General features: G+C 61.5%; 20 protein-coding genes and 1 riboswitch. Of the genes, 12 read left to right on the forward strand and 8 right to left on the reverse strand.

Annotated elements, in window-relative coordinates; translation table 11 throughout:
* The first annotated feature begins 138 nt into the window (after positions 1-138).
* A complete protein-coding gene (gene secD / locus AACW18_RS06270; protein ID WP_218290378.1) occupies positions 139-1,941 on the forward strand; it encodes a protein translocase subunit SecD in 1,803 nt (600 codons plus the stop codon).
* Between the two features lie 109 nt (positions 1,942-2,050).
* Entirely contained in the window at positions 2,051-2,965 is a 915-nt protein-coding gene (gene secF, locus AACW18_RS06275) for a protein translocase subunit SecF (protein WP_197720918.1), read from the forward strand.
* Between the two features lie 71 nt (positions 2,966-3,036).
* Here the strand turns inward: secF and AACW18_RS06280 are convergent, their stop codons facing one another.
* Entirely contained in the window at positions 3,037-3,639 is a 603-nt protein-coding gene (locus AACW18_RS06280; protein WP_218388118.1) for a DUF924 family protein, read from the reverse strand.
* Positions 3,640-3,829: 190 nt separating this feature from the next.
* Here AACW18_RS06280 and AACW18_RS06285 point away from each other — a divergent pair, with 190 nt between their 5' ends.
* From AACW18_RS06285 to AACW18_RS06315, 7 genes are all read left to right on the forward strand, one after another.
* On the forward strand, positions 3,830-4,747 hold the full coding sequence (locus AACW18_RS06285) for a DUF808 domain-containing protein (protein ID WP_218388119.1): 918 nt from the start codon (positions 3,830-3,832) through the stop codon (positions 4,745-4,747).
* 166 nt (positions 4,748-4,913) lie between these two features.
* Positions 4,914-6,692, forward strand: coding sequence for a M3 family oligoendopeptidase (locus AACW18_RS06290; RefSeq protein ID WP_218388120.1), 1,779 nt, complete (start codon positions 4,914-4,916; stop codon positions 6,690-6,692).
* An 87-nt stretch (positions 6,693-6,779) separates the two neighbouring features.
* Positions 6,780-8,588 carry a M3 family oligoendopeptidase gene (locus AACW18_RS06295; RefSeq protein ID WP_218388121.1) on the forward strand — a complete coding sequence of 603 codons (1,809 nt, stop codon included), beginning with the start codon at positions 6,780-6,782 and terminating at the stop codon, positions 8,586-8,588.
* 245 nt (positions 8,589-8,833) lie between these two features.
* Complete coding sequence (gene ycfP, locus AACW18_RS06300) at positions 8,834-9,373, forward strand: alpha/beta hydrolase YcfP (protein WP_042653450.1); 540 nt, start codon at positions 8,834-8,836, stop codon at positions 9,371-9,373.
* A 74-nt stretch (positions 9,374-9,447) separates the two neighbouring features.
* On the forward strand, positions 9,448-10,740 hold the full coding sequence (locus AACW18_RS06305; protein ID WP_218290384.1) for an NAD(P)/FAD-dependent oxidoreductase: 1,293 nt from the start codon (positions 9,448-9,450) through the stop codon (positions 10,738-10,740).
* A 172-nt stretch (positions 10,741-10,912) separates the two neighbouring features.
* Positions 10,913-11,230, forward strand: coding sequence for a heavy metal-binding domain-containing protein (locus AACW18_RS06310; protein ID WP_042653452.1), 318 nt, complete (start codon positions 10,913-10,915; stop codon positions 11,228-11,230).
* A gap of 166 nt (positions 11,231-11,396) precedes the next feature.
* Positions 11,397-12,407 (forward strand): S66 family peptidase, encoded by a 1,011-nt coding sequence (locus AACW18_RS06315; protein ID WP_218388122.1) that lies wholly within the window; start codon positions 11,397-11,399, stop codon positions 12,405-12,407.
* Between the two features lie 129 nt (positions 12,408-12,536).
* Here AACW18_RS06315 and AACW18_RS06320 read toward each other — a convergent pair whose 3' ends face one another.
* Positions 12,537-14,813: an LTA synthase family protein gene (locus tag AACW18_RS06320; RefSeq protein ID WP_218388123.1), complete on the reverse strand. Its 2,277-nt coding sequence runs from the start codon at positions 14,811-14,813 to the stop codon at positions 12,537-12,539.
* Between the two features lie 256 nt (positions 14,814-15,069).
* Between AACW18_RS06320 and AACW18_RS06325 the strand changes: the two genes are divergently transcribed.
* Complete coding sequence (locus AACW18_RS06325; RefSeq protein ID WP_218290387.1) at positions 15,070-16,158, forward strand: hypothetical protein; 1,089 nt, start codon at positions 15,070-15,072, stop codon at positions 16,156-16,158.
* A gap of 92 nt (positions 16,159-16,250) precedes the next feature.
* Here the strand turns inward: AACW18_RS06325 and lysC are convergent, their stop codons facing one another.
* Both lysC and argA read right to left on the reverse strand, forming a co-directional pair.
* Positions 16,251-17,603, reverse strand: coding sequence for a lysine-sensitive aspartokinase 3 (lysC, locus tag AACW18_RS06330; RefSeq protein WP_218388124.1), 1,353 nt, complete (start codon positions 17,601-17,603; stop codon positions 16,251-16,253).
* Between the two features lie 86 nt (positions 17,604-17,689).
* A riboswitch (Lysine riboswitch) is annotated at positions 17,690-17,914 on the reverse strand.
* 108 nt (positions 17,915-18,022) lie between these two features.
* A complete protein-coding gene (argA, locus tag AACW18_RS06335) occupies positions 18,023-19,351 on the reverse strand; it encodes an amino-acid N-acetyltransferase (protein WP_218388125.1) in 1,329 nt (442 codons plus the stop codon).
* A gap of 246 nt (positions 19,352-19,597) precedes the next feature.
* Here argA and msrA point away from each other — a divergent pair, with 246 nt between their 5' ends.
* Complete coding sequence (gene msrA / locus AACW18_RS06340) at positions 19,598-20,230, forward strand: peptide-methionine (S)-S-oxide reductase MsrA (RefSeq protein WP_042653457.1); 633 nt, start codon at positions 19,598-19,600, stop codon at positions 20,228-20,230.
* Between the two features lie 276 nt (positions 20,231-20,506).
* On the opposite strand, the gene AACW18_RS06345 is transcribed toward msrA, so the two are convergent.
* Genes AACW18_RS06345 through AACW18_RS06355 form a run of 3 tightly spaced genes read right to left on the reverse strand, consistent with a single transcriptional unit; the run spans position 20,507 to position 21,773 of the window.
* Positions 20,507-20,842, reverse strand: coding sequence for a DUF3802 family protein (locus AACW18_RS06345; RefSeq protein ID WP_218388359.1), 336 nt, complete (start codon positions 20,840-20,842; stop codon positions 20,507-20,509).
* A gap of 56 nt (positions 20,843-20,898) precedes the next feature.
* Complete coding sequence (locus AACW18_RS06350) at positions 20,899-21,420, reverse strand: GNAT family N-acetyltransferase (protein ID WP_218388126.1); 522 nt, start codon at positions 21,418-21,420, stop codon at positions 20,899-20,901.
* On the reverse strand, positions 21,417-21,773 hold the full coding sequence (locus AACW18_RS06355; RefSeq protein ID WP_218388127.1) for an MmcQ/YjbR family DNA-binding protein: 357 nt from the start codon (positions 21,771-21,773) through the stop codon (positions 21,417-21,419). The genes AACW18_RS06350 and AACW18_RS06355 overlap by 4 nt, the downstream gene beginning before the upstream one ends.
* Positions 21,774-21,881: 108 nt before the next feature.
* On the opposite strand from AACW18_RS06355, the gene AACW18_RS06360 reads away from it, so the two are divergent.
* Positions 21,882-22,673, forward strand: coding sequence for an alpha/beta fold hydrolase (locus AACW18_RS06360; protein ID WP_218388128.1), 792 nt, complete (start codon positions 21,882-21,884; stop codon positions 22,671-22,673).
* 198 nt (positions 22,674-22,871) lie between these two features.
* Here AACW18_RS06360 and AACW18_RS06365 read toward each other — a convergent pair whose 3' ends face one another.
* Positions 22,872-24,725: a retron Ec67 family RNA-directed DNA polymerase/endonuclease gene (locus AACW18_RS06365; RefSeq protein WP_218388129.1), complete on the reverse strand. Its 1,854-nt coding sequence runs from the start codon at positions 24,723-24,725 to the stop codon at positions 22,872-22,874.
* Positions 24,726-25,275: the final 550 nt, after the last annotated feature.

Consider the following 25,275-nt stretch of genomic DNA (forward strand, 5'->3'; position numbering starts at 1 on the left):
CCTTACCGCACTGCCTCATCGCCGCTCATAAAGCCTGTTCACCGCATGTGAACGGGCCCGCCATCTCATTTGAATTTTCTTGCGTGGTGCGAACCCTGGTTCCGTGCCCGCCGCCTTCGCCCGACAGAGGCCTTTGCCATGAGAAAAAAGAGTCGCATCACCCTGAACCGCATGAACCTGTGGCAGTACGCCCTGCTGCTGCTCATGCTGCTCACCTTCGCGTTTTACTCCCTGCCCACCTTCTTCGGTGAGCAGCCTTCCCTCGGCCTGCACGGCCAGACAAGCCTGACCGAGGCGCAGCGCAGCCTGCTGCGCGATCACCAGATAGAGCCGGTCAAACAGGTGCAGCAGAAAGAGCGGGTCGAGCTGGTGTTCAACAGCCAGGCCGATCAGCAAAGGGCCAAGCAGCTGCTGGAGCAACAGGGCCATGACAGCGCGGCCCTGACCCTGGAGTTCTACTCCAATGCGCCGACCTGGATCAGCCAGCTCGGCGCCGCCCCCATCAAGCTCGGGCTGGACCTGCGCGGCGGCTCCCAGCTGCTGATCGGGGTCGATCTCAGCTTCGTGGTGGACAACCAGACCAAGAACCTGGTGGACATGCTGCGTACCCAGTTCCGCGAGGCGCGCCTGCGCGGCGCCAACGTGGCCCGGGTGAGCGAGGGGGAGGTGCGCGTCACGCTGCCCGAGGTGGCGGATCAGGCCCCCTGGCTCAACATCATCAAGGATTCCGCCGGTACCCGTCAGGATCAGTGGCAACTCAATCGCAGCGGCAACGAGCTGCGGCTGGTGATGAGCGAGGCCGAGCGCACCCTGCTGGCCAACAACGCCGTGACCCAGAACCTCTCCATCCTCAAGAAGCGGATCAACGAGCTCGGCATCGTCGAGGCCTCGGTCCAGCGTCAGGGCCAGGACGGCATCCGCATCGAGCTGCCCGGGGTACACAATCCCAAGCAGGCCAAGGAAGTGATAGGCGCCACCGCGTCGCTGGCCTTTTACGAGGCCCAGGCCGACAGCCGCTTCTTCATGGCGGATCGCAGCGGTCAGGCGGTCGGTCTGGCGCGCAAACCGGTGCTGAGCGGTGAGCACATCGTCGATGCCCGCGCCAATATGGGCGAGATGGGCCAACCCCAGGTCAATATCGTGCTCGACAGCCTGGGTGGCAGCAAGATGAACCAGTTCAGTCGCCAGCACGTGGGCAAGCCGATGGCCACCGTCTTCACCGAATACAAGACCAACGCCCAGGGCAAGCTGCGGGCCCAGAGCGAGGTGATCAACGTCGCCACCATCCAGACGGCGCTCGGCAACCAGTTCCGCATCACAGGTATTGGCAGTCTGCCCGAGGCCCAGGAGCTGGCCATGCTGCTGCGGGCCGGCGCCCTCACCGCACCGCTCAAGATCCTGGAGGAGCGTTCCATCGGGCCGACCCTGGGGCTGCAGAACATAGAGGCGGGTTTCACCGCCCTGGCGTTCGGCATGGCGGGCATGATGCTGTTCATGATGGCCTGGTATCGCAAGTTCGGCTGGGTCGCCATCACCGCGCTCATCGCCAACCTGCTGATGCAGGTGGGCATGCTGGCGGTGCTGCCGGGGGCCGTGCTGACCCTGCCGGGGATCGCCGGCCTGGTGCTCACCGTCGGCATGGCGGTGGACACCCACGTGCTCATCTTCGAGCGGATCAAGGACCGGCTACGGGAGGGGGGGAGCCTGGCCAACGCCATCGACTTTGGCTATCGCTCGGCGTTTCGCACCATCTTCGACGCCAACATCACCACATTGATCTGCGCCGTGGTGCTCTACTCCATCGGCTCAGGCCCGCTGCAGGGCTTCTCCATCACCCTGATCCTGGGGCTCATCTCCAGCATGGTGACCGGCATCTGGGGCACCCGCGCCATCATCAACCCCCTCTGGGGCAAGAGCAGCGCCAAGCTGCTGAGGGTATGACCATGATCAGAACGAGTTGCCTGTGTCATAGCGCCGTGGGTTCGAGCCTGCTCCGCGCCACCGGCTTCCCGCTGGGAAGCCAGAGCCATCTGCTGTCGAGGGAAGAACAATGCTGAGAATGATCGCTGCCATGGGCCTGACCCGCTGGCGTTACATCGGACTGTGGATCTCCGTGCTGCTGACCGTCGCGAGCGTCGCCGTGCTGGCCATCAACGGGCTGTCGCTCGGGCTCGACTTCACCGGTGGCATACTGCTGGAGTTTCGCATCCAGACCCTGAAGGAGGCCCACGAGCTCAATGCCCTGCTGAGCGCCCCGTTGGCGGGGGCGGTGGAGCTCGGCGGCGCCGGCATCCCGGGGGAGTGGCTCATCAAGCTGCCGCCCCACGAGCTGCCCTGGCCGGCCGAGGAGCTGGCGGTGATGCTGAGCCAGCAGCTCGGCCTGCCGGTGGAGCTGCTGCGCACCACCATAGTCGGCCCCCAGGTGGGCGCCGAGCTGTTCCAGCAGGGGATGCTGGCGGTGCTGGTGGCCTCCCTGGCCATCTCCGCCTATCTGGCGGTACGCTTCGAGTGGCGCCAAGCCATCGGCATCCTGGTGTCGGTGCTGCACGACGGTCTGGTGGCGCTGGGGCTGCTGGCGCTGTTCCACATCGAGTTCGATCTCAACGTGATCGCCGGCCTGATGGCGGTGATCGGCTATTCGCTCAACGACAGCATCGTCATCTCGGACCGGCTGCGGGACCTGCTCAGCTCGCGCACCCAGATGGGGATCCACGAGTGCTCGGACGTGGCCATCAAGGCCACCTTCAGCCGCACCATGATCACCTCGGGCACCACCCTCTTCACCGTCGGGGCCCTGCTGCTGTTCGGCGGCGATGCGCTCTACGGCTTCTCCTTCACCCTGTTCGCCGGCATCCTGGTGGGCACCATCTCCTCCATCACTGTGGCATCGACCGTGCAGGAGCTGCTGGGGCTCTCGCCCCAGGCGTACCAGAAGAAAGAGGAGGCGCTGGCGGAGGCGGCCTGATCCCCCGAGCCAAGCAATGCGAAACGGGCCCACTGGGCCCGTTTTTTTATCTCTGCGGTTTGCGGTGGGGCCTAGAAGCCCGAGCCGGGTTGCAGCAAGAAGGCCGTCTCCTCCGGCGTGTCGGTGCGGCTCAGGATGGCGTTGCGATGGGGGAAGCGGCCGAAGCGCTCGACGATCACCTGATGGCGGCGGGCGTAGTCGGCGAAGCCCGCGAAGGTGACCCCGGCGGGGCTGCCCTCCTGCTCGGCCGCCAGCCCCTCGAACAGCGCCACGCTGCGAGTCTGCTGCTCCCGGGACTCCGCGTGTTCCAGCGGCAGGTAAAAGAAGAGCCGCGCCAGCGGCGAGAGCGCCCTGTCCGCCCCGAGCGACAAGCCCTTCAGGCAGATCTCGCGGGCCAGCGGATCCTGGGCAAAGGCGCCGGGGGTGCCGCGATGGATGTTGCGCGGCAGCTGATCGAGCAGCAGGATCAGTGCCAGTCGGCCGACGGGCACCTCGGCCCAGGGGGCCAGCTCGCCGGCGGCGGCCGCCGCGGCCAGCGCGCCGAAGCGGCTGGCGATCAGCGCATCTGTCTCGCTTCTTTTGCCCCACCAGAGCGGGGCCTGCCGGCTGGCGCGGGCGGCGTCATCGGCGTCATCGCCAAACCAGAAATCGAGCAGAGGTTGCCAGGGTTGCATGGGAACTCCTTGGGCCAGAGGCTTGCGGGTAAAACAAGGTCAATTGACCCTGCTATGGGTGCTGCCGAAACGGCGGCTTCTCGTTACACTGTGCCATCTTTTGCCCGCAATGCGGAACCCCTGATGCGCAAGGTCGTCGCCAGGCAGCTTGCCTGAGGGGCTCTCACCACTGATATGAGGAATGCTTGATATGGCCGGAACCAGTCTGTTGGCCCTGCTCGATGATATTGCCAGCGTGCTCGATGACGTGGCGCTGATGACCAAGACGGCGGCCAAGAAGACCGCCGGGGTGCTGGGGGACGATCTGGCCCTCAACGCCGAGCAGGTCTCCGGGGTGCGCGCCGAGCGGGAGCTGCCGGTGGTGTGGGCGGTGGCCAAGGGGTCCTTTCGCAACAAGCTGATCCTGGTGCCGGCCGCCATTGCCATCAGTGTGCTGGTGCCCTGGCTCATCACCCCCCTGCTGATGCTGGGGGGCGCCTACCTCTGCTTCGAGGGGGCGGAGAAGCTGGCCCACAAGTTCCTGCCCCACGGCGACGAGGGGTCGGGGCAGGGGGCGGAGCCCGTGCCGGACGATATGCTGGCCTATGAGCAGCAGAAGATAAAGGGGGCCATTCGCACCGATTTCATCCTCTCCGCCGAGATCATCGTCATCGCCCTCGGCACAGTCCAAGGCACCAGCCTCTCCCTGCAGATCTCGGTGGTGGCGGGCATCGCCCTGCTGATGACGGTGGGGGTCTATGGCCTGGTGGGGCTCATCGTCAAGCTGGACGACATCGGCCTGCACCTGCTGAAGAAGCCGGACGCCGGCGCCCTGCGCCGCCTGCTGGGGCGCGGCCTGCTGGTGACGGCTCCCCGCCTGATGCACCTGCTGGCGCTGGTCGGTACCATCGCCATGTTCATGGTCGGCGGCGGCATCCTGGTGCACGGCTGGCCCTTCGCCCATCACCTGGTGGAGGGGGCCGCCGAGGCCGTGGCCACCCTGCCAACCGTGGGGACAGTGCTGGCCGCCCTGACGCCGACCCTGCTCAATGCGGTGGCCGGCGTGGTGGCGGGCCTGGTGCTGGTGCTGGCCATGACCCTGGTGAGCAAGTTGAAGCCCGCCAAGTAACGGCCGTGGGTGAGGTGGCCGACAGGGGCCGTCGCACTCATCCTCTGTCCCGTTTGCTGACGCGAATGGGGGCTAGGCAAGCGCCGGCCCCCTTCGTACTATCCTGGCTGGCATCCGTCCACAGAGACGGAGCCAGCTGCCATGGATGCAAACAATAAGGACAGTTATGACCACAACCGCTTGGCTGGATGATCACATCTATGCCGCCCCCGATTGCCCGGCCGTCGACGCCGATTTCCAGCACGCCCACCAGCTCCTGTCTACCTTGATCCCCCTGCTGGCCGAGTTGCCAGAGACCCATGACATCAATGCCTTGCGCCATCTGCTGCGGGCCATTCGGCGCCAGGCGGATGAGGTGAGGCGGCTGGCCTGGAACGCCCAGGTCTACGGCTACAACCGGCTCAGCCGCAACGGTCGCGACGAGCCGGCCAAGGTGCTGCTCTCCCGCGGCCAGCAGTTGCAGGCGAGCCTCGGCCAGCTCATCAAGCCGATGACCCTGTTCTGGCTGAACGCCCCCGAGGCCCGGCTGCGCAGCCTGCTGCAGGATCCCGAGCTGTTCGAGCTGGCCTATGCCATTCGCCACGATCGCCAGTTGCAGGATCAGCGGCTGTCGCTCGAGAGCGAGCAGCTGATCGAGGGGCTGGGGGTGGATGGGCTGCACGCCTGGGGCCATCTCTACGACAGCCTGGTGGCCCGGCTCAGACCGCTGGTGGACGGAGAACCCATGGGGCTGGCCCAGGCGGACAATCTGCTGTCCCACCCGGACAGGGCGCGGCGCGCCAGTGCCTGGCATGGCATTCAACAGGCCTGGGCCGGGGAGCAGGAGACGGTGGCCGCCATCCTCAATGCCATCAACGGCTGGCGCAACGAGCTCGCCAGCCGGCGTGGCCAGCGGCAGCGGCTCGATGCCCTGGCGCTCTCCTGTCATCAGGGCCATCTCGAGCGCAGCACGCTGGATACCCTGATGGCAGAGGCCGAGGCCCACAAGGAGCTGGGCAGACGGGCGCTGCGCGCCATGGCGAGCGCCCAGGGGATCACCGACTTCGCCCCCTGGGATCTCTATGCGCCGCCCCCTGCGCTGACACCTATCAATATCGACTTCGAGCAGGCGCTGACGCTGGTGGCCGACGCCTTCGCCGGGTTTGACCCCGAGATGGGGGCCTTCGTCCACATGATGGCCGAGCGGGGCTGGATCGATGCGGCCCCGAGCGAACACAGGCGCAGCGGCGCCTATTGCACCGAGTATGCCGAGCCCGCCGAGCCTCGGGTGTTTCTCACCTTCGAGGGCACCATGGACAACCTCATCACCCTGGCCCACGAGCTTGGCCACGCCTGGCACAGCTGGCTGCTGCGGGACGCGCCGCTGGAGCAGCGCGACTACCCCAAGACGCTGGCCGAGACCGCCTCGCTGTTTGCCGAGACCCTGGTGCGCGATGCCCTGTTGGCCGCCACCGACAACATGGAGCAGCGCAGGGCCATCGCCTGGCTGGAGGGGGAGCGGGCCGCCAGCCTGCTGCTCGACGTTCCGTCCCGTTTCCACTTCGAGCGGGCGCTGGTGGCGGCGCGGGAGCAGGGCTATGTGGGGGCCGGCGAGCTGCGCGGCATGATGAAATCCATGAAGGAGCAGTGGTATGGTGACAGCCTCAGCCAATATGACGAGCTGTTCTGGGCCAGCAAGAGCCACTTCTCCATCACCGAGCTCGGTTTTTACAACTACCCCTATCTGTTTGGCTACCTGTTCAGCCTGGGGCTCTATGCCCAGAAGGAGCGGGCCGGGAAGGAGTTTGTCCAGGCCTATCGGGAGCTGCTGCGCGACACCGGCCGCATGAGCGCCGAGGATCTGGTGGAGAAGCACCTGGGCGTCGACATTCGCGAGCCCGCCTTCTGGCAGGAGAGCCTGCGCCAGGTGGAGGCGGCGGTCAGCCGCCTCGAGCGGCTGATATAGCCCATTGCAACCCTTAATCGTGGCCCTCGCCGGGGGCCACCCCTATTTCATGACGGGCCAGGGCCCGTCTCCGAACACGAGCGTCTGATGCAACAACCAGTCTACCCACAGCAGTGGCACAACCAGCACATCTACCCCTCCCTCGACAGCGCCATGCTGGAGGCGGACATGAGCCTGGCCCGCGCCAGCCTCGACGAGCTGACCGGCTTCATCAATGGGCTAGGGGCGGTGCGCGAGCAGGCCGATGCCCTGCAGGATTTCCTGCGCGAGGTACGCCTGCGCGCCCAGCGCATCCGCAACATCGGCTGGAACATCGCCGTGCTGGCGGCCTCGCAGGGCAGTCAGGATGCCCGGGATCCGCTCGCCAAGCAGCTGGCCTCCCGTGCCCGCGCCCTCAATGCGGACCTGTTCAAGGCCCTGGCGCCGGTGGAGGATCTGATGCTGGGGCTGCCTGAATCCGAGTTCGAGCGGCTGATGCAGGATCCGCTGCTGGGGGAGGAGGATTACCGCCTGCGCCACGAGCGCCAGCTGCAGGATCAGCGCCTGCCGGTGGAGGCCGAGCAGCTGGTGATCGGCCTCGGCACCGATGGCCTGCACGCCTGGGGCAACCTCTACAACGATCTGGTGGGCAAGATCCGCCTGCACATCGATGGGCGGGAGAGGGGGCTGGCCGAGGCGAGCAACCTGCTGTCCAGTCCGGAGAGAGCCCTGCGCCGGGAGGCCTTCGATGCCATCAGCGCCGGCTGGGAAGGGGAGCAGGAGACGGTGGCCGCCATCCTCAACGCCCTCAACGGCTGGCGCCTCGAGCTGGCCCGCCAGCGCGGCAAGGTGCGTCAGCTTGATGCGCTGGATCTCTCCTGCCACCAGAGCCACATCGAGCGCGCCACCCTGGACACCATGATGGCCGAGACCTATAGAGCCCGCGGCCTGGGCCAGCGTGCCCTGGCACTGATGGCCGGCAAGCTCGGCATCGACGAGCTGGGGCCGGAGGACCTGTTCGCGCCGGCCCCGGCCTCGGTCAGCCGGACCATAACGTTCGAGGAGGCCATCGACATCATAGCCGCGGCCTTCACCCGCTTCGATCCCGAGATGGGGGCGTTCGCCCGCATGATGGCCGAGCGCGGCTGGATAGACGCGGCGCCGACCCCGAACCGGCGCACCGGTGCCTACTGCACCAAGTTTGCCGAGCCGGTGGAGCCGCGGGTCTTCATCACCTATGCCGGCACCATGGACAACGTCATCACCCTGGCCCACGAGCTGGGCCACGCCTGGCACAACTGGCTGATCCGCGATCTGCCCATGAGCCAGCGCGGCTACCCCATGACCCTGGCGGAGACCGCCTCCATCTTCGCCGAGACCCTGGTGCGCAGCGCCCTGTTCGAGCAGGCCCAGAACCCCGAGCAGCGCCAGGCCATCGCCTGGGCCGAGGCAGATGGCGCCGCCACCTTCCTGGTCAACATCCCGGCCCGCTTCGAGTTCGAGCTGGCGCTGGTGGCCGAGCGCGAGCAGGGCTATGTCCCGGCGGCGCGGCTCAAGAGCCTGACCGATGAGGCATGGGGCCGCTGGTACGAGGGGAGCCTGTCGCGCTATCACCCCATGTTCTGGGCCGCCAAGGCGCACTTTTCCATCGCCGGTTTCGGCTTCTATAACTACCCCTACCTGTTTGGCTACCTGTTCAGCCTCGGGGTCTACCACCAGCTGATGAGCCGCCAGGCGCAGGGGGAGGCGAACGTGGCCCAGGCGTACCGCGCCCTGCTGCGCGACACCGGCCGCATGAGCGCCGAGGATCTGGTGGCCAAGCACCTGGGGCAGGACATCCGTGAGGCGGCCTTCTGGCAGGGCAGCCTAGTGCTGGTGGCCGCGGCGGTGGATCGCTTCGAGCAGACCCAGGGCTGAGGCCTGGGCCCTCTCGCCAGCTGACAAGATCCCGCCGAGAGGCGGGGTTTTTCGCTCGTCAGGCCAGCCGGGCAGCGGCGCAATCGGGTCGATTTGTCCGCGAGTGACCACAACCCCCGGATGAAATGCGTTTTCAGGCGGCTGGGGGCGTGATCCAAAGCAAGAAAGTTGGATGTTTTGGTGGCGCCACGGCCGGTCGCTGGGGTAGTTTCGATAGAACCGACACAGTTCCTGAGGTCTTATCCATGATCATCTATCTGCACGGCTTCGATGCCACCAGCCCCGGCAATCATGAGAAAGTGCTGCAGTTGCAGTTTATCGATGATGATGTGCGCTTCGTTCACTACAGCACGGTGCACCCGCGCCACGACATGAGTCATCTGCTCAAGGAAGTGAAGAAGCAGCTCGACATGAGCACTGACCCCAAGCCGCTGATCTGCGGGGTGGGGCTGGGGGGCTACTGGAGCGAGCGGATCGGCTTCCTGTGCGGCATCAAACAGGTGATCTTCAACCCCAATCTGCACCCGGCAGAGAACATGCAGGGCAAGATCGACAGGCCGGAAGAGTACGACGACATCGGCACCAAGTGTGTAACCGAATTTCGTAAGAAAAATTCAGGAAACTGCCTGTGTATCCTTTCCGTTCAGGATGAAATCCGCGATAATCGCGAAACTGAACGTGAATTGAAGAACTATTACGACATCGTATGGGATGAGCACGAGACTCACAAATTCAAGAACATCTCGTATCATCTGCAGCGGATGAAGGCCTTCAAGGAAGCTTGAACCATCACGTCAACCGATTTCGTTTTAGGGAGCCAATGGCTCCCTTTCGTTTTGAGGAACCAAGGAAAATCATCATGATGAATATTGTCGTTGTAGGTGGCGGCGCCGGCGGTCTGGAGCTGGCGACCAGCCTGGGTCGCAAGCTGGGCAAGAAGAACAAGGCCAAGGTAACCCTGGTCGATCGCAACCGCACCCACCTGTGGAAGCCCCTGCTGCACGAAGTGGCCACCGGCTCCATGGATGCGGGCATCGATGCCCTGAGCTACCAGTCCCATGCCAAGAACCACGGCTTCGACTTCCAGCTGGGCAGCCTGACCGACATCAAGCGCGACGAGAAACGCATCGTGCTGGCGCCGATCCACGACGATAACGGCGAGCTGGTGGTGCATGAGCGGGAAGTGGCCTACGACGTGCTGGTGATGGCCATCGGCTCCGTCTCCAACGACTTCAACACCAAGGGCATCAAGGATCACTGCATCTTCCTGGACAGCCCGTCCCAGGCGCACCGCTTCTACAACAGCATGATGAACCGCTTCCTGCAGTTCGCCACCGAATACCAGCCGGGTGACAAGGTGAAGATCGCCATCGTCGGCGGCGGCGCCACCGGGGTCGAGCTCTCCGCCGAGCTCTACAACGCGGTGGAGCAGCTCTATGCCTACGGCTTCAAGAACCTCACCACCGACAGCCTCAAGGTGACACTGGTGGAAGCGGGCCCCCGCATCCTGCCGGCCCTGCCGGAGCGCATCAGCGGCGCCGCTCACCAGGAGCTGGTCAAGCTCGGGGTGGACGTGCGTACCGCCACCATGATCACCGAAGCCACCGGCGAGGGGCTGCACACCAAGGATGGGGAGCTGATCGAGGCGGACCTGATGGTGTGGGCCGCCGGCATCAAGGCACCGGACTTCATGAAGGAAATTGCGGGGCTCGAGACCAACCGCATCAACCAGCTGGTGGTGAAAGAGACACTGCAAACCACCCGTGACGAGAACATCTTCGTCATCGGCGACTGCGCCGCCTGCCCGCAGCCGGATGGCAAGTTCGTGCCGCCGCGCGCCCAGTCCGCCCACCAGATGGCGAGCCAGGCGTTCAAGAACATCCTGGCCAAGATGAACGGTGGCGAGCTGAAGCCCTACCTCTATCACGATCACGGCTCCCTGGTCTCCCTGAGCCGCTTCTCCACCGTGGGCAGCCTGATGGGCAACCTGATGCGTGGCTCCATGATGGTGGAAGGTTACCTCGCGCGCATGGTCTACATCTCCCTCTACCGGATGCACCAGGTCGCCCTGCACGGCTACATCAAGACCGGCCTCATCATGCTGGTGGGCCGCATCAACCGGGTGCTGCGCCCGAGCATGAAGCTGCACTAAGCCGGCGTCTGATCGCCAGGTGACAGAAGGAGAGGCCTGGCCTCTCCTTTTTTATGGCCGCGATCTGGAGCCCGAGAGGCCTTATCGAGCGACTGGCTATTAGCGGTGGGGGTATGTTGCCGGCCGCGGCTTTGGGGTAGTCTGGAACCCATTATCTCAGCTGGAGTTTATGATGATCCTCTCAACAACCCCCACCCTGGAAGGCAAGGCCATTCGCGAGTACCGCGGCATAGTGGTGGGCGAAGCCATCCTCGGCGCCAACATCTTCAAGGATCTGTTCGCCGGCATCCGCGACATCATCGGTGGCCGCTCCGGTGCCTACGAGAAAGAGCTGGCCCGGGCCCGCGAGATCGCCTTCGATGAGCTCAAAGAGCGCGCGCAGGCACTGGGTGCCAACGCCGTGGTCGGCATCGACATCGACTACGAGGTGGTGGGGCAAAATGGCAGCATGCTGATGGTCAGCATCAGCGGCACCGCCGTGGTGCTCTGACGCTACCCGGCCTCGATGACAAGCCGATGAGCCGCTCATCGGCTTTGTTGTTTCTGACGGAAAGTCGCCATTTGGCGCTATTTTTGGTCTCCTTGTATGTCGTAATATGGATCCTTTATCTCATGCCGACGCCCTGAGGGCGGCGTAGGACCAAGGAGCGGACCTTATGACACCCATCAAACCCACGCGACTCAAGCGTGGCGACACCATCGGCTTTTTCTCCCCCTCCAGCGCGGCCACCGCCTGGGCACCGAACCGCTTCGCCCGCGCCAAGGCTTATCTGGCGGCGCAGGGCTTCGCACTCAAGGCGGGCAGCCTGACCGGGGAGCGGGATCACTGGCGCTCCGGCTCCATCGTGGCGCGGGCCGAAGAGCTCAACGCGCTCATCCGGGATCCAGAAGTGCGCTGCATCATGTCGGTCATCGGCGGCAGCAACTCCAACTCCCTGCTGCCCTATCTCGACTACGAGGCGCTTAGAAGAGATCCCAAGATCCTCATCGGCTACTCGGATGTGACCGCCTTGCTGCTCGGCATCCATGCCCAGACCGGCCTGGTGACCTTCTACGGTCCGGCGCTGGTGGCCTCCTTTGGCGAGTCGCCGCCGCTGGTGGATGAGACTCTGGCCGCTTTCCTGGCGATCTGCGGGGCAGGGGAGCGACCCTTGCCGCACCGGCTGCCAACACCGACGCACTGGACCGAGGAGCGGCTGGATTGGGAGCAGCAGACCCGCGCCAAGCAGTGCCAGCCAAACCGGCTGATCTCGGTGGGCAGCGGCCGGGTGAGGGGCAGGCTGATCGGCGGCAACCTCAACACCCTGGCGGGGATCTGGGGCTCGCCCTATATGCCGCCGATCGAAACGGGGGACATTCTGCTGCTGGAAGACAGCCTCATGTCGGCGGAGACGGTGGAGCGCTCCTTCGCCCACCTCAAGCTGTGCGGGGTGTTCGAGCGCATCGGTGCCCTGGTGCTCGGCAAGCACGAGCTGTTCGACGGCCAGGGCAGCGGCAAGCGGCCGCTCGACATACTGCTGGAGCAGGTGGGGGAGCCCAGGTTTCCCATCCTGGCGGAGTTCGACTGCGCCCACACCCACCCCATGCTGACGGTGCCGCTCGGCATCGAGGCCGAGCTGGATCTGGATGCCCAGCGCCTGAGCCTGTGCGAGCCCTGGTGGCGCTGACGGGACTTGCCAGAGACAAAAAGAGGCCGCACCAGCGGCCTCTTTGCTTTCACCTTCTGGCGGGATCAGGGCAGGGCATCGGCCCTGAAGGTGTTGCGAGGATCTGCGGACCTCGTCTCTCAATCGAACTCAGGGCAATGCATCGGCTCGGAAGCTGGCGCGGATCTGCGGCACCAGCGGCGAGGGATCGAAGCCCTTCTCCTCCCCCAGCACTGGGTGGAGCAGGGCCAGTTCCGGGATGGGGGTGAGGTCGCCTGCCAGCAACTGGCGGGTGGCCTGCCCCATCTGATAGAGCTGGCGCACCGGGTCAAACTGGCGCGCCAGCGACAGGGAGCCATCGTCGCGGGTGAAGGCCATCATGGGGATCTGGTAGGGGGCGTCGCGGGGCGGCTTGTCCCCGTGGATGCCCTTGCCCGCCGACATCAGGAACGGCTGGTGATCGCCAAAGGCCACCACCAGGTAGCGTTTGCCGGATTGATCCAGCGTCTTGAGCAGCCGCTCCAGGGAGGCCATGGCATCCACCACCCCGGTGTAGTAGGTGTTGAGCAACTGCCGATCGGCCGGGCTCTGATCCGGGCAGGCCTTGTCGATCTGCTGGGCCTGATAGCGATTGCCATCGAAGGGGCCGTGGCCCTGCATGGTGACCGCGTAGGCGAACAGCGGCTGGCTGTCCTGCTCGCTGCGCTTGAGCAGGTGATCGATCAGCGCATCGTCGGAGATGTAGAGCCCCTTGTGCTCCAGGCTGGTGAAGCGGGTATCGAACCAGCGCTCCTCATAACCGAGCGCCGGTATGGCCTTGGCGCGGCCCCAGAACTTCTCCACATAGGGGTGGGCGAACAGGGTCTTGTAGCCGTTTTTCTTCGCGCTCTGCGCCAGCCCAGGCACCTGCGCCGAGAGATAGTAGTAGGGCACCACCCCCTGCTTGAGCAGGCCCACCGGCAGGCCGGTGTTCATCTCGAACTCCGCCAGCACCGTCATGCCGCCGGTGGTGGGGGAGTGGATGGTCTTGCGCCACTGCGCCACCCCGGCGGGCAGGCTCAGGGTGGGGGCGGGGGCGCAGATCCTGCCTTGCCAGTCGAGCCAGAGCGACTCGTATTGCAGCACTATCACCAGATCGAAGCGCGGGGAGGGGCCCAGGGCCGACTGGACGGGATCCCGGTGACCGAGCTCGGGGGTACGCTCGTTGATCTGCAGGGGATAGCGGAAGACGTTGCCGCTTTGCAGCATCTCGTCCACCAGGTTGAACAGGTAGAGGCCGGGGCCGGAGCGGATGATGTCCCTGTGATAGTTGACCGCCCTGTCCACGTAGCGGACGTTGGCCCCCAGCAGCTTGTTGCCGGTCTGGGTGGCGAACACGCAGAGCGCGAAGAAGGCGGCGGTGGCGGCGACGGTGCGCAGCACCCAGCGCGACAGGGCAAAGCGCCAGCAGAGCCACAGCAGCAGGACGCCGCCCAGCACCGGCAGCACAGGATGTTGATCGAGCAGTATGTGCAGCAGCGCCATCAGGTTGCCGAGATCGTCGCCCCCGAGCGGCACCCCGTAGATGGCGATCTTCATGAAGTTGGCGAGCAGGCCTATGCCGGACAGGGCGGTGAACACCAGCCCCATGTAGAGATTGAAGCCCGCCAGGGCGCAGAGGCTCCAGCCCAGCACCATGCTGCCCCAGGCCAGGTAATAGTGCTCGGGCCTAAATCCCGACCAGAGCAGAAACTCCCCCAGCTTGAACACCACGAAGCCGTGCAGCAGAACGAAGGTGAGGTTGCCGAGCAGCAGGCTGCCAAACACCCGCGAGGCCATGCTGTGACGCAGCTGTGGCAGCAAGGCCCTGAGCACCAGGGCGCTGGTCAGCAGCACCAGCAGCAGGCTGGTCATCAGGTAGCTGAGATTGAAGCCGCGCTCGGGCAAGGTCTGCAGGATCTGGCTGTACTCGCCGCTCTCTGGTCGATCCTTGAGCAGCAGGCCGATGCGCAGCTGGTAACGGCTGTCGAGGGCATCATCCGGCGCCCGCAAGGCGCTGTTGAGATCCAGGGTGCAGCGCTCCTTGCGACATTTCTGCCGCTTGTTCACCGCCTGACTCAGCTGATCGATGCGCTCGCCCCTGTCGTTGAGCAGCTCGACCCGCACCTTGTCCCCCTCCTGCAACGGCTTGAGCAGTTGCCATTGGCTGCGCACCACCAGATAGAGGCCGCGGCTGTCGCTCTTGTAGAGCAGGCTGTGGCGGCTGAGGGTGGCGAGCGGCTGATCGGCGGGCCCCAGGATCAGCGGCTGGGCACGGCCGAGCCAGCTGCCGGGGTTGAGCACCGGCAGGATGAGCGTCAGCAGCAGCAGCGTGACCAGCAGGCCAAACAGCAGCCTGGCCAGACGAGATGGCGGGGGAGAGCTGCGGCCGAAAACGGGGGCATTCATAGTGGGCTCATCCTTGGAGCGGGTGGGGTCGCTGCGGTGCGACTGCATCTATTTTGACCCGATGGTGATGGGCTTGTTCCTTGATGTCAATTTAATGACCGGAAGATGAATATTGTGTGACTGCCGCAACTTGCAAATTGTGATCCCGATCCAGGGGGCGAATTCATTCTGTGATGAAAGCGTCATCATGGCGCTTTGCCGCTGGTCTGCCTCCAGCTTGCTGCTTAGTCTCTCAATAATGGCTGGAGGTACATGTATGAATCCCAAGGTTGCGGCACGTCAGGCAAGATTGCTCCAGATGCTGGAGAGCAAAGAGGAGATCCGGATCGGCCGTGAGCGGGACTGTCCCCTGCCGCTTGCGCAACTGCTCAGGTTGACCGAGGCTCACCCGGCCGTACTCAAGATCTATCGCCACGGCCTCACCGCCGAGGTGTTCCATCTCAAGGTGGAGGGGCATCACTGGTGCCTGAAACGACGCCGGCACGACTCCCTGGTGGCCAATGCCGACGGCAAGACCGCCTTTCTCACCGAGCTGGAACGGCGCCGCGAGATCGAGGCCCTGCGCGAGCTGCACCCCACCATCCTCTCCAAGGTGGTCTGCACCAGCTTCGGTTCGGCCCGGGCCGGGGTGCTGGTCTCCCCCTGGTTGCGCGGTGCCCCCGTCAGCCAGCTGGATAAACGCAATCTGGCGCAGATGCTGGCGGTCCAGGCGGAGCTGGCCCGTTGGGGCTGGTTTGACTGGGATCCGAGCCCGGGCAACCTGCTCGACGATGGCCAGCAGATAGCGGTGTTCGACTTTGGCTACATGTGGCCCTTCGATCCGCGCCACGAGTTCAACTCCAACGGCCTGGCCGATCCCCAGTTTCATGTGCCCGAGCGGCTGGAGACCCGCACCCTGTCCGGTCTCTGGCTGGATGAGGCCGATCCCCTGCCGCTGTTTCGCCATTGGCGCGAGCTCTGCCTCGCCTGGGCAAGGGAGGAGTTGCAGCATCTGACCCGGGAGGGGGCCAGTGCCCCCGTGCTGGCGCGGTTGCAGGGCTTGCAGGCGGAGTGGCGCTCGGCGCTGGCGAGCGAGGAGGGGCTGGCCGCCAGCTGGTGGCGCGACATGTACCGCAGCCATCATCTCGACATCCAGGACGATCTCAGCGGCAAGAGCTGCGGCCCGCTCACCCTGCGCCGCCTCGACTGGCTGGAGCGGGCGGTGAGCGAACACTTCCCCCTGCTGGTCGACAACCTGGGACCCGACGAGGCCGGGCTCGATCAGGCTGCGCTGCTGGGCAAGCTGGCCGGGCTGCGCGAGCAGATCCAGGCCAACCTGCTGCCGTCCTCTGACCCCTCGGCATGATGGCGATGCCATAGACCGCGCAGAAATAAGCAGAAATAAAGAGAGGGGCCTTGGCCCCTCTCGTTGTTTCATGTCAGTTATCCGGACTTGGCTCAGTCGAGCAGCTCCTGGTGGAGGCGGTTGACGATGTGGCCCGCCTCGCTCTCCTTGACCAGGAAACAGAGGTTGTGGGCGCTGGCGCCGTAGCAGATCATGCGGATGTTGTGGTCACGGATGGCGTCGAACACCTGGCTGCCGACCCCGGCGGCCTCGCTCATGCGGTTACCGATCAGTGCCACCAGGGCGAAGTCGGTCTCCACCTTCACCTTGCACAGCTGCCCCAGCTCGGCCAGCACCTTGTCGCTCAAGATGGGTTCGCCGTTGCTCTGGCTACCGGTGTGATCCAGGGTCAGGGAGACGCTCACCTCAGAGGTGGTGATGAGGTCCACCGAGATGCGGTGCCGTGCCAGTATGCCGAACACCTCGGCCAGGAAGCCGTAGGCGTGGAACATGTTGAGGCTGTGCAGGGTGACCAGCACCTGCTGACGGCGCAGGGCCACGGCCCGGAACAGCGGGTTGGTCTGGGTGCTGGCGCGGATCCAGGTGCCGCCGGCGGCCGGATCCTTGGCGGAGCCGACAAACACCGGAATGTCCTGGCGCAGGGCGGGTTGCAGGGTGGCGGGGTGCAGCACCTTGGCGCCGAAGGTGGCCATCTCGGCCGCCTCCACGAAGCTGATTTCGGGGATGGGGCGGGCCCGGGTCACCAGCCGGGGATCCGTGGTGTAGATGCCGGGCACGTCGGTCCAGATCTCGATGCTGCCGGCATCCAGCGCCTCGGCCAGCAGCGCAGCGCTGTAGTCGGAGCCGCCGCGACCCAGGGTGGTGGTGCGGCCATCGGCATCGGAGCCGATGAAGCCCTGGGTGATGACGAGGTGCTCGCCGAGCAGGGGGCCCAGGTTGGCCTGGCAGAGTGCGCGGGTGGCGGCGAGATCCACGCTCGCCTTGCCGAAGCGGCTGTCGGTGCGCATCAGCTGGCGCACATCCTGCCAGCGGGCCTTGACGCCGCGCTGGCACAATAGCTCGGTGAAGAGACGGGTGGACATCAGCTCGCCGCAGGCGATGAGCCTGTCCGCCAGCTCCGCATCTGTGTGCTGGCTGGCCTGGCGGGCCATGGTGCGGATCTCGCCGAGCTGGGCGTGGATCAGGGCGCTCACCTCGACCGGCTCCCCCAGCGCGCTCAGGATGGCGTGCTGGATCCCGGCCAGCTTGGTCAGCTGGGCATCCTGTCCCGCCTCGTCGAGCTCGCCCTGGGCCAGGCTCACCAGCAGGTTGGTGACACCGGCGCTGGCGCTCAGTACCACCACCCGCGTCGCCGGATTGGCCAGCACCACGTCGGCGCAATGGTTCATGGCCGCGGCATCGGCGACACTGGTTCCGCCAAACTTGGCGACGTTGATCGGGCTCATCATGTACTCCTGTCTTAATGTGAAAATCCGGTTTCATCAGGCAAAAGAGAGGAGGAGGCGAAAAATGGCAGGAATAGCGAAGGATCCCGGCCAGAAGCACTCCATCCGCGGTGCCCATCCCACACCAAACCCGCTGTGAATGCGGTGTGGGATGCACACGACCGATGACAACCCGGGGGATTCAGCCCCCGCAGCCGACGTGGCGATGTCCAGTCACTCGCCTCGTCTCGGCGCTACTCCCCCTGACCCAAGTTCGCAGGACGCTGGTGTCCTCCCTTGGGCTGCCTGGGCAGCGCTCCTCTTCTGGCTCCACCGCAGGCGGTGGAGTGCATTAAGAAATACCCTGCACTGGATTGCACTGTCAATCGAGTTTGTAAAAAACTTAAGAATTGGCAATAACCCGACACAAGATCAATCAGTTACGAGATGGTCTTGGACAAAACCTTGGAGCGGCGCTGCCAGTTGTAGAGGCGCTGGCGCTCCACCGGCAGATCCTCCACCTCCAGCGGCTCGAAGCCCCGCTCCCTGAACCAGTGGATGGAGCGGGTGGTGAGCACGAACAGGCGCGCGATGCCGAGCCGCTTGGCCCGTTCGGCCACCTTGGCGACCAGCTGATCGCCACGGTTGGAGTTGCGGTACTCGGGGTGGATGGCGACGCAGGCCATCTCGGCCATCGCCTCCTCCATGAAGCAGTAGAGGGCGGCGCAGCCGATGATGAGGCCGTCACGCTCGATGATGGTGAACTTGTCGATCTCCATCTCCAGCTGCTCGCGGGAGCGGCGCACCAGTATGCCTTCTTCCTCCAGCGGCCGAATCAGATCCAGGATGCCGCCGATGTCTTCGATGGAGGCGGCGCGCGCCCGCTCGGCGCTTTCGCGCACTATCTGGGTGCCGAGGCCGTCGCGGCTGAACAGCTCCTGCAGCATGGCGCCATCGTCCTGATAGCTCACCAGGTGGGAGCGGGGCACGCCGCCGCGGCAGGAGGCGATGGCGGCGCGCAGATAGCGGGCGGTGCCGGACATCTCCTCACCCGCCTGCTCCAGCTCCACCAGCAACTCTTCCGCCTGCTCGGGGAAGAGCTCGGAGATGGCCTCGCCGTGTCTGTCCATCACCCCCTGGGTGCTGCTGAAACAGATGAGCTTGTCGGCCTTGAGATCCACCGCCACCCGCCGGGCCACCTCTTCCGAGCTCAGGTTGAAGCTCTCGCCGGTGACCGAGCAGCCGATGGGGGAGATGAGCACCAGCCCCTGCTGATCCAGCTGGCGGCAGATCCCCTCCACGTCGATGCGGCGCACCCGGCCGCTGTGGCAAAAGTCGATGCCGTCGTCCACCCCGAGCGGCTGGGCGGTGACGAAGTTGCCGCTCACCACGCTGATGCGCGCGCCCTGCATGGGGGTGTTGGCCAGCCCCATGGAGAGCTGGGCTGTGATGTCGTACTGCAAACCGCCGCACACCTGCTTGATGATGTCGAAACTCTCATCGTCGGTGACCCGGATACGTCTGTGGTATTGCGCCTCGATGCCGGCTTTGGCCAGCGCTTCGTCATTCTGCGGGCGCGAGCCGAACACCAACACCAGACGAATGCCGAGGGTCTGCAGCAGGGCGATGTCGCTGACGATGTTGGCAAAATTGGGGTGGCAGATGGCTTCGCCCCCCATCATCAGCACGAAGGTGGCACCCCGGTGCACATTGACATAGGGGGTGGATTGCCGAAAGGCATAGACCAGGCTGGGTTCGCGTTCACGCACTTGAGGCTTCTTCCATAAAAAAACAGCAATTCGCCCAATATATGAAAATAAATTCACAAATCAAGACTAAATATTGATTATCGGTTTTCTTTTACCATTTTCTGCCGACGGAGGGCCGACCCAGGGGCCGCGGTGCGCCCCGCCGGCGGCCGCACTTCGGTTGATCCCGCCCCATAAACTGTTATCTTCGAGGTGACTCTTCGTCAGCCCTGTGGTCGCACGGGTTTTTATACAAGGACAGGTGGTATGGAGCAGATTATTTCACCGGCAGAGGCGCTGCCGGGACGACGCGAGGCGCTGGTGATAGGCCAGCAGCATGCAGTGAATGGCCACCCGACCCAGGGTCCCTGGCCCGAGGGGATGGCGGTTGCCTGGTTTGGCATGGGCTGCTTCTGGGGTGTGGAGCGCCTGTTCTGGCAACAGCCCGGCGTCTATTCCACCGCCGCCGGTTACCAGGGCGGCTTGACCTCCAACCCCACTTACAAGGAGGTGTGCAGCGGGCTGACCGGTCATGCGGAGACGGTGCAGGTGGTGTTCGATCCCAAGGTCATCAGCTACGGCGACCTGCTCAAGCTGTTCTGGGAGCAGCATGATCCGGCCCAGGGCATGCGCCAGGGCGGCGATGTCGGCACCCAGTATCGCTCGGTGATCTTCTATGACGACGAGAGCCAGGAGGCCATCGCCCAGCAGAGCCTGGCCGCCTTCCAGCAGGCCATGGCGGCGAGCGGCGATGTCCGCGCCATTACCACCCGCATCCTGCCGCTGGCGCCCTTCTATTACGCCGAGGATTACCACCAGCAGTATCTGAAGAAGAACCCGGAAGGCTACTGCGGGCTGGGCGGGATCGGGGTCTGTCTGCCGCCGAGCCTGAATCGCTGAAGGCGGTATAAAAGAGCGTTGAATGACGCTCTCTTCATCAGATTGAAAAGAATCTTTAAAAAATGTGTCATGGCCGGGAACTTAATTGGACTTCGACTAGACTAACAAGCTAGCTACCATGGATGGCAGCCAAGACCAGACACATTTCTTGCCTCGATATTCATTCAACTTAGAAAAGCGCGATGAATTGGAAATGATAGCAAGCAGGGCTGCCCGATGAGGCGGCCCTTTTCATTGGTGCGTTGAGGGGCGTGGGGAGGTTGGCGCCGGGGCGGCTCAGCCAATGACGCTGTCGAACAGGTTCTTGATGAGATCGATGAATTCGTCGAGAAAAGCTTGCTGGGCCGGGGTCGGCGCCCGCAGCCAGACGGCACTGAGCACCTCTTCCAGATCGGCGACCACGGCATCGGCCTCCTGCATGATCATGAAGCGCACCTTGGGATCGAGCTGGGGATTCTGCTCGCAGATGCGCATCAGGTTGTCGGCGATCCGGCCGCTCACCAGATCCTCGATGCTCTGGGAGCCCGTGCCCTGCTGCTGGCCCTCGAACAGCCCCAGACTCTCGACCAGATACTCTACAAGCGCGTTATAGCCTTCGCTCTCTACCACCATGATGGTTGCCTTCATTCATTGATATGCGGAATTGGGCCGTATTTTAGTGGCTGGACCTAGCTTGGCAAGCGGCAGTAGAGGCGATGACGGACAAAACTGACTCCGCCGCGCTCCACGGTTTCCAATCCGGCCTGCTCGAAGCCATGACGCAGGAAGAGGCCGTGGCTGAAGGCGCTGGCCTCCGTGGTCAGCAGCCGCAGACCGAGTCGCCGCGCCCCCAGCAGGGCGGTCTCCAGCAGCAGGCTGCCGAGCCCCTGGCGTTGATGGGCGGCGCCGACATAGAGCAGGCTGAGGTGACCGTCATCGCTCAGGGTGACAAAGCCGAGCGGGATGCCCTCCGGCTCGACCGCCTGCTCTATGACCCAGCCGTGGTGCTCGCGCAGCTGGCTGGCGAGGCCGGGGTGATGGGCGCCGAGGGCCCACTGCTCGACCTGGGCCTGGCTGTAGTGTTCTGGACCTGTCTCGCGTACCGTCTGCTCGAACAGCGCGATCAGTTGGGGGATGTGCTCTTCCCGCAGCGCCACGATCTGCAGGGGGGCCGATTGCCCTGATGGGTGGCTCGTCTCGCGGGGGTTCATCGGGTCGGCGCCTGCGGCCGCTTGGCCCTGGGCAGACCGGCCACCACCCGCTCATAGGAGTGCAGGACCCAGCCCTGCCAGAGCTCGGTGGCCAGCGCCTCGCTCAGGGTCACGGTGTTCCAGTGCTGCTTGTTCATGTGCCAGCCGGGTTTGACCTCGGGGTGGATCTCTCGCAGCAGCAGGGCGAGCTCCGGTTCGCATTTTAGGTTGATGGTCAGCGGATCGGCCTGCCAGTTCACCAGCGCGAACATCTTGCCGGCGATGCGATAGACCAGGAACTCAGGGCCGAACGGCGTATCTTCGGTGGCGCCGGGCAGGCTGAGCAGAAATTCACGCAAAAGAGTGAGCGTCATACAGGACTCCGTGCTGGTCCGATGATGAGTGACAGCATATTCAGCGGGGCGCCCCTTCTGTTAATATGCTCGCCGAGTATATCCCCCAACCCCCCGGGAGCCCATAAGATGTTGTACCACAAGACCTTTGAGCTTGGCCCCGAGCGGGATTGGGTGGTGTTCGTGCACGGCGCCGGTGGCAGCTCCTCCATCTGGTTCAAGCAACTGCGCGCCTATCGCGAGCACTTCAACGTGCTGCTGCTGGACCTGCGCGGCCACGGCCAGTCCAACCAGCTGCAACAGGTGGTCAAGGGTCACTACAGCTTCAGGGCGGTGACCGAAGACATAGTGCGGCTGCTGGATCATCTGCGCATTCCCTGTGCCCATTTCGTCGGCATCTCCTTGGGCACCATCCTCATTCGCTCTCTGGCGGAGCTCTGCCCCGAGCGGGTCAAGAGCATGGTGCTCGGCGGCGCCATACTGCGACTCGACATCCGCTCCCAGACGCTGGTGCAGCTCGGCCGGGTCGGCCAACACATCCTGCCCTACATGTGGCTCTACCGGTTGTTCGCCTTCATCATCATGCCGCGCCAGCACCATCAGGAGTCCCGCAATCTGTTCGTGCGCGAGGCCCGCAAGCTGTGCCAGCAGGAGTTCAAACGCTGGTTCCGCCTCGCCACCGAGGTCAACCCCCTGATGCGCTACTTCAAGGAGCGCGCCCTGCCGATCCCGACCCTCTATGTGATGGGGGAGGAGGATCATATGTTCCTCGCCCCGGTGCGCGAGCAGGTCGCCCGAGACCCCTACAGCCAGCTCGAGATCATCGAAAACTGCGGCCATGTCTGCAACGTGGAGCAGCCGGAGCACTTTAATCGGCAGTCGTTGGCGTTTATCTCTACCCAGGCGTGTGTCCGCGCTTAATCCTTAGCGCAGCCTCTCTTGCAAGTAATGCAGGGAAATATGTTCGAGCAAGAGCATATCCAGTGCTGCATCCAATATCTAGCAGCATGGTAGGAAAATAAATAAATCGGCAAGGCCAAGTGTCCTGCAGCATATATTTAGCAAGAGTATTATGACGTTGGGCACACACCTTTTTAAAAGGCAGTAATATAGTTTTCTCTATTTTATATCATCATAATGATTAATTACCTTTATAATAGAATCTAATAAAGGCTTCAACCCTTTGAAGTCGATATTTTTCTTTTTCTCTCTGATGATGTGAGTTGCGAAAGCATCTTTGCTCAGATCGGATTTTGTGTCTCTTTTTTTTATGGTATTGAAAAACTTTCCGTTTGAATGTTTCATCATTCTTGTCTTTTCATCAAAAAAATATTCTATGTCAGTCTCTTCTCCTGCTGACCCTCGAGGTGTAAATATTACATATAAATTCTTTGTAATATGTATGAATTCTGACCTTCGAATGTCACATGACTTATCTAAGTGGGAAGGTATTAATGTGATTTTATCTTGGAAGCCTTTACCCTGTAACAAGTTTACAATTTTATCTGGCCCCGTGTCATTATCCAAGAAAACAATTACTGGTTTTTTGGGCCTTACATTCTCATATGTTTTCATGTTTTTTTCAAAATTATCAATAAACCCTCTTAGATAATCTGCTCCACCGAATATCTCCAATAGGAACCTTGTTCTTTTGGTGTATTCAACGAAGCGTACTAATAACTCATAGTGGTCGTCTTTTGTGTCAGCCAATAAGGGGTAATCTTTTTTCATTTCACTGATTGCAGATTTCAAGTAGATATTGTCAGTTTTTCCCTCACACAAAATAGTTGGTTTCTCATTACCACAAAACAAGCGATAATATAAAAATTGACTAAAGGTTTTCTCTCTTCCTGAAAGCAAAATTCTTGTGCTTTTGCCAATGGTTTTCAAGGTGTACTCAGGAACTAGTGGGGGTTTCTGTCTTAACCGATTATAGTGATCTACATGGTCTATAAAATTTAGCTGACCCTCTAACTCATTTAGATTACCTTTGACTTCTACATTATCCTTAATGGATGTAAATGTCCCAGTTTTAAATAGTGTGTTGCATTTAGCTCTTGCTAGTCGCCAATATTCTTTTTTTGTATTAGGTTTCTTGTTGACTATAAGTCCTGTAACATCCTGCCGAGAATTCTTAAATTGGATTCTTGTTTTGTTGTTATTGACTGAAAATCCAGAGCTTTTTATTTCACGTAACAGCTTTTTTCCTAGAATATAAGTATTCCCATCGTGCCTAGCTAACTGGTTTGGAAAATCGTCTTTTCTTGTAGAAAAAGTGATGTCGTCGGCATATCGAGTGTAAGTACACTTATATTTTCTGGCTAAAAATGCTAATTTAATATCTAGGCTGTGAGTAATCAAATTCGATATAACAGGAGAGCAAGGGCTTCCTTGAGGAAGCTTGTTTTCATAGCAAGCTATTTGTGCAATTACTGTTGCAATATGGTCATTCAATTTGAAATTGTTATTTTTAATAAAGAAGCCACGAACTCGACCAAAGTTAAAGCTATCAAAAAAATTCTCTAAATCAATATTTAGAACATTTTTCTTTCCAATATGCATCATTGCATTTGTAATAATTGAGCGTTCTCTTACAAAACCGTGTGATAAAGATGGTTGCTTAGACTCTGATGTAGGAATCTTAATTTTTAAAACCTCAGCAGCGTAATCATTTTCATCATTTTTCCTGAGTTTCGGTTTTATCGATTGAGATTTTGGGAACTTTTTTGCATTGATCTCATCAATACAATCTAGTAGTAAATTGGATAATTTTTTTTGTAAGCTTTTTAGTTCATCTGATGGGGCGTTAATAATCCGTTTACCACCTGATTTTTTATCAATAGTAAACTGAGAATATTGGTTGTCAGGTTTGACAATATATAAGGTTCTGGTTAAGAACGCTGCGTCTACACCAAGCAGCTTGGCGAAATCAGGTTTGGTAGATATCTGTTTTAAACGTTCAAGGTTTAACATATATACTTCCGTATATAAAGTGGCCTATGGGCACTCCTATGCACTATAATATCGTCTAGCACATTGATACACTACAATAGGGCAATCCGAACGGACCATTTTTTCACTGCTCGCGAAGCGCGAGCGAAGAATCTGCCCATAAGCCGAAAGTGAAGTTAATATAATTGTATAAAAAAATCAACAAGAAATTTTCTTGGTATAGATATAGCGTTAATATATCTAATAGTTGGTGATGTTTTTCATATTATTAGAGAATTACATGTATAAGATGGTGTGACAGGGGATACATTAATTGCTATTGACAATTAATGGGTTGTGTGTTTTTCAGATCATTTTTGCTGTAATAGCTTATCTTCGAGGAGATTTATCTAAAACTAAAAAGTGTATCCCTGAAAATAAAACCAACAAAATAGTGGAATACTATCTTTCTTTGTAACTCTTAGAGTCTTATAACCCCCCTTTTTCAAGCCTGCCTCCGCCAAACGTGATGGCTACCGCACAGGGTTTCAGATCCCTGAATACTGCAGTTAACCGGCACTGACATGGGTGA

The sequence above is a fragment of the Aeromonas sp. sia0103 genome (assembly GCF_963895295.1).
Classification (GTDB): Bacteria; Pseudomonadota; Gammaproteobacteria; order Enterobacterales; family Aeromonadaceae; genus Aeromonas; species Aeromonas encheleia.